The 4529-nt window shown below is 72.5% G+C and carries 4 protein-coding genes; 3 read left to right on the top strand and 1 reads right to left on the bottom strand.

Annotated features, from left to right (window positions below):
- Positions 1–134: 134 nt before the first annotated feature.
- The gene (locus B1729_RS19835; RefSeq protein WP_163634530.1) at positions 135–758 is read right to left on the bottom strand and encodes a TetR/AcrR family transcriptional regulator; all 624 of its coding nucleotides are present in this window, start codon (positions 756–758) and stop codon (positions 135–137) included.
- A 238-nt stretch (positions 759–996) separates the two neighbouring features.
- Here B1729_RS19835 and B1729_RS19830 point away from each other — a divergent pair, with 238 nt between their 5' ends.
- From B1729_RS19830 to paaZ, 3 genes are all read left to right on the top strand, one after another.
- Complete coding sequence (locus B1729_RS19830; RefSeq protein WP_163617589.1) at positions 997–1782, top strand: enoyl-CoA hydratase/isomerase family protein; 786 nt, start codon at positions 997–999, stop codon at positions 1780–1782.
- The gene (locus B1729_RS19825) at positions 1779–2636 is read left to right on the top strand and encodes a 3-hydroxyacyl-CoA dehydrogenase family protein (protein ID WP_163634528.1); all 858 of its coding nucleotides are present in this window, start codon (positions 1779–1781) and stop codon (positions 2634–2636) included. The genes B1729_RS19830 and B1729_RS19825 overlap by 4 nt, the downstream gene beginning before the upstream one ends.
- Positions 2633–4529: phenylacetic acid degradation bifunctional protein PaaZ (gene paaZ, locus B1729_RS19820; RefSeq protein ID WP_163634526.1), on the top strand; the 1897-nt coding region annotated here is incomplete at its 3' end. The genes B1729_RS19825 and paaZ, both read left to right, overlap by 4 nt.

Genomic DNA, 4529 nt, shown 5'->3' with positions numbered 1-4529 from the left:
TCGGGGCGCGGCATCCGTCGTCCGGTCCGTGCGAAAAGTCGGGCCGGTGACGGCGGCGCCGATGATGGATGCCGCGACGCCGCGTGTCGGGCGACCGGCCAGGCTTTTCGCAGCGGGCGGCGGGGGGAAGAGCGTCAGCGAGTGCGCATGCCGTCGAGGACGACCGTGACGACGTCTTGCGCGAGGCGCTCGCGGTCGACCGGGCCCGCGGGCCGGTACCACTCGACGATCGAGTTGACCATGCCGAAGAGCAGGCGTGTGGCGACCGCGCCGTCGACGTCCGTGCGCACTTGGCCGGCGCGCTGCGCCTCGACGACGAGAGCGGTGACGCGGTGGTCGAACGCGCGACGCCGCTCGAGGGCTGCCCGTTCGACGTCGCTGTTCCCGCGCACCCGCAAGAGGAGCGTGACGTAGGGAAGCTTGTCGACGAGCACCCGCACCGCACCGCGCAACACGGCGCCGAGCCGCTCGGCCGGGTCGTCGGCCGCGGCGTCGGAGGCGTCGAGCATTCCCTCGAGTTCCCCGAGCGCCTCGTCGAGCGCGAGCGCGAGCAGCTGCTCCTTCGAATCGAAGTGGTGGTAGAGCGCCGACTTGGTGAGACCGAGTCGCGAGGCGAGGTCGGCGACCGATGTGGCGTCGTAGCCCTGCTCGTTGAAGAGCGCCACCGCGACCGCGAGCACCTGGTCACGGTCGTACCCCGGGCGTCCCCGCCGTGCGGGCGCCGGTTCGCCGTTCGCGGGGCTCGTCAGGGCGGACATGCGCCCCAGTCTGGCACCGCCGCCCGGGTCGGCGCCGCAGCGTCGTGGTCGTCAGCGCCGTTGGGATCGCGGGCTCTCAGCCGGGACACCCGTCGTGAGCGAGGAATATCGTGGGCTTTCGGCGACAGCCCGGGCTCCGACCGCGGGGTGCCAGGCGACGAGGCGGCGACCAGGATTACTGAACGATTGTTAGGTAATATGGGCGGCGACCGCGAGGGAGCGGATCGAGAGGATGCCGATGCCAGGGTCGAGTGCCGGGTGGAGTGCGGGGTCGAGTGCGGGTTCGAGTGCAGGGCCGCTCCAGATCCAGCGCCGCGCGGATCGCGTCGTCGCGACTCTGACGCGTCCCGAGGTGCGCAACGCCATCGATCAGGACATGATCGACCGGCTGCACGAGCTCTGCGAGGAACTGGAGCGTGAGCCGCGCACCCTGATCCTGACCGGCTCCGACGGCGTGTTCGCCTCGGGTGCCGACATCGCGCAGCTGCGCGAGCGACGCGGCGCCGATGCCCGTCGCGGCATCAACACCCGCGCGTTTCAGCGGGTGCGGAGGCTCCCGATGCCGGTGATCGCGGCGATCGACGGGTACGCGCTCGGCGGCGGCGCCGAGCTCGCGTACGCGGCCGATATCCGCATCGGCACGCCCGCCCTGCAGATCGGCAACCCCGAGACCGGCCTCGGCATCATCGCGGCGGCCGGCGCCACGTGGCGACTGCCCGAGATCGTGGGGGAGGCGCGGGCCGCCGAGATGCTGCTGACGGGACGGATCCTGGATGCCGACACCGCCGTCGCCTGGGGCCTCGTGTCGTCGCTGTACGAGCCCGCCGACCTGCTCGCGGCGGCCCACGCGATCGCCGACCGCATCGCCCGGAACGATCCGCTCGCGACGCGCTACACGAAGGCCGCACTGCTGGCGCCGCGCACCGCGCACCCCGAGATCGAGCTCGAACTGCAGGCGAAGCTGTTCGAGAGCCCCGAGAAGGAGCGGCGCATGGCCGCATTCCTCGAGAGCCGCAAGCGATGAGCGTGCCGAAGCGCGTCGGCGTGATCGGCGGTGGCCGCATGGGCGCGGGCATCGCGCACGCGTTCGTCCTCACCGGCGCCGAGGTCGTCGTGGTCGAGCGTGACGCCGAGGCGGCGGCTGCGGCATCCGCTCGTCTGCTCGAGACCGTGCGGCGCAGCGTCGAGCGCGGCGCGACACCCCGCGGCTACGACGCGCTCGCCGCGGCGATCGAGACGGGGACGGATGCCGCGGCCCTCGCCGGCTGCGGGCTCGTGATCGAGGCGGTGCCGGAGGAGCGAGAGGCCAAGCTCGCGGCCCTCAGCCGAGCGGAACGGGTGCTCTCGCCCGACGCTGCGCTCGCCACCAACACCTCCTCGATCTCCATCGACGACCTGGCGTCGGCGCTGGCTCGGCCGCAGCGCTTTCTCGGGCTGCACTTCTTCAACCCCGTGCCCGCCTCGCAGCTCGTGGAGGTCGTGACCGGTGCCGCCACCGAGCCGGGGCTCGTGGACGACGCGCGGTCGTGGATCGAGGCGCTCGGCAAGACGCCGATCGTCGTCCGCGACAGCCCGGGCTTCGCATCGAGCCGCCTCGGCATCGCCCTCGGGCTGGAGGCCATCCGGATGCTCGAGGAGGGCGTCGCCTCGGCCGCCGACATCGACGCGGCGATGGAGCTCGGCTACCGGCATCCGATGGGTCCGCTGCGCACGACCGACCTGGTCGGACTCGACGTGCGCCTCGGGATCGCCGATGAACTGCACCGCAAGCTGGGGGAGCGGTTCGCGCCGCCGCCCCTGCTGCGGCGCCTCGTCGCCGAGGGACATCTGGGCCGCAAGTCCGGCCGCGGTTTCTACGAATGGAGTGATCAGCGATGATCGAGCAGACAGGGACCATCGAGCAGGCGGGGACGATCGAACCGCCCCGCACCGGCATCCTCCCCAGCTATCTGCGCGACGAGTGGTGGATCCCCGATACCGGCGACGACGCCGCCCCCGTGCTCGACGCGTCGACGGGCGAGGTGGTCACGTATCTCAGCACGCAGGGCGTCGATCTCGCCGCGGCGATCGCGCACGCCCGCACCGTGGGGCAGGCGGGCCTGGGCGCGCTCACGTTCCACCAGCGCGCGCTGCTGCTCAAGGAGTTCGGCAAGGCCCTCACCGCGCGCAAGGAGGAGCTGTACGAGCTGTCGAAGCGGGCCGGCGCCACGGTGCGCGACTCGCTGAACGACATCGACGGCGGCATCGGCGTGCTCTTCACCTACTCGTCGAAGGGGCGCCGCGAGCTGCCGAACGGGCAGGTGTACCTCGACGGGCCGGTCGAGTCGCTGTCGAAGGACGGCTCGTTCCTGGGCCGTCACGTGTACACGCGGCTGCCCGGCGTCGCCGTGCAGATCAACGCGTTCAACTTCCCGATGTGGGGCGCACTCGAGAAGTTCGCGCCGGCCTTCCTCGCCGGCGTGCCGACGATCGTGAAGCCGGCCTCACCGACCGCGTACGTCGCTGAGGCGTGGGTGCGCATCCTCGTCGAGACAGGGCTGCTTCCCGCCGGGTCGCTGCAGTTGGTGAGCGGCGCGGTGCCCGGTCTGTTCGAGCACCTCGGCCTCGGGGACCTGGTCGGCTTCACCGGCAGTGCGTCGACGGCGGAGCGCCTGCGCGCACAGGCAGCTCCGGCGGTGCGCTTCACGAGCGAGACCGACTCGATCAACGCGTCGGTGCTCGGGCCCGACGCGGGGCCGGGCACGCCCGAGTTCGATGCCTATGTGAAGCAGCTCATGGTCGAGCTGACGACGAAGGCGGGCCAGAAGTGCACCGCGATCCGCCGTGCCATCGTGCCCGCAGACTCCGTCGATCCGCTCGTCGAGGCGCTCCGGGCGAAGATCGCCGAGCGCGTCGTCGTCGGCGATCCGCGCGCCGAGAGCGTCACGATGGGCCCGCTCGTGTCGCTCGCGCAGCGCGATGAGGTGCTGCGGGCGGTGGGCGCTCTGGAGGCCGCCGGCGGCCGCATCCTGCTGGGGACAACGGATGCCCCGGACGTGACGCATGCGGACGGCTCCACCGGCCCCGCGCCCGACGGGGCGTTCGTCGGCCCGATCCTGATCGGGTTCGACGGCGCGGCGGATGCCCTGCCCGACGCGGTGCACGACGTCGAGGTGTTCGGCCCGGTGGCCAGCGTGCTGGCGTACCGCACGGTGGACGAGGCCGCCGATCTCGTCGGCCGCGGTGGCGGGTCGCTCGTCACGAGCGTCGCCACCTCCGACCCCGCCGTCGCCGCGACCCTCCTGGCGCGTACCGCGGCCTACAACGGCCGGCTGCTGTTCCTCGACCGCGACGACGCCCGCACCTCGACCGGTCACGGCGCGCCGGTGCCCCACCTCGTCCACGGCGGTCCCGGCCGCGCCGGCGGCGGTGAGGAGCTGGGCGGCATCCGTGCGGTGCTGCACCACATGCAGCGCACCGCCGTGCAGGGCTCACCCGCGATGCTGACCGCCCTGACCGGCGTCTGGCACCAGGGTGCGGCATCCCGGTCCGACCGGCATCCGTTCCGCAAGTCGCTCGCCGAACTCGCCGTCGGCGACCAGCTCGCGTCGCCCTCGCGCGCGGTGACGCTCGCCGACATCGAGACGTTCGCGAACTTCACCGGCGACCTCTTCTACGCCCACATGAACGAGGAGGCCGCCGCCGCGAACCCGTTCTTCCCCGGCCGGGTCGCGCACGGCTACCTGCTCGTGTCGTGGGCCGCAGGGCTCTTCGTCGACCCGGATCCGGGTC

It is taken from the genome of Microbacterium sp. B35-04 (assembly GCF_010634885.1).
Lineage (GTDB): Bacteria > Actinomycetota > Actinomycetes > Actinomycetales > Microbacteriaceae > Microbacterium.
This window is presented reverse-complemented; position numbering and strand designations above follow the sequence as displayed.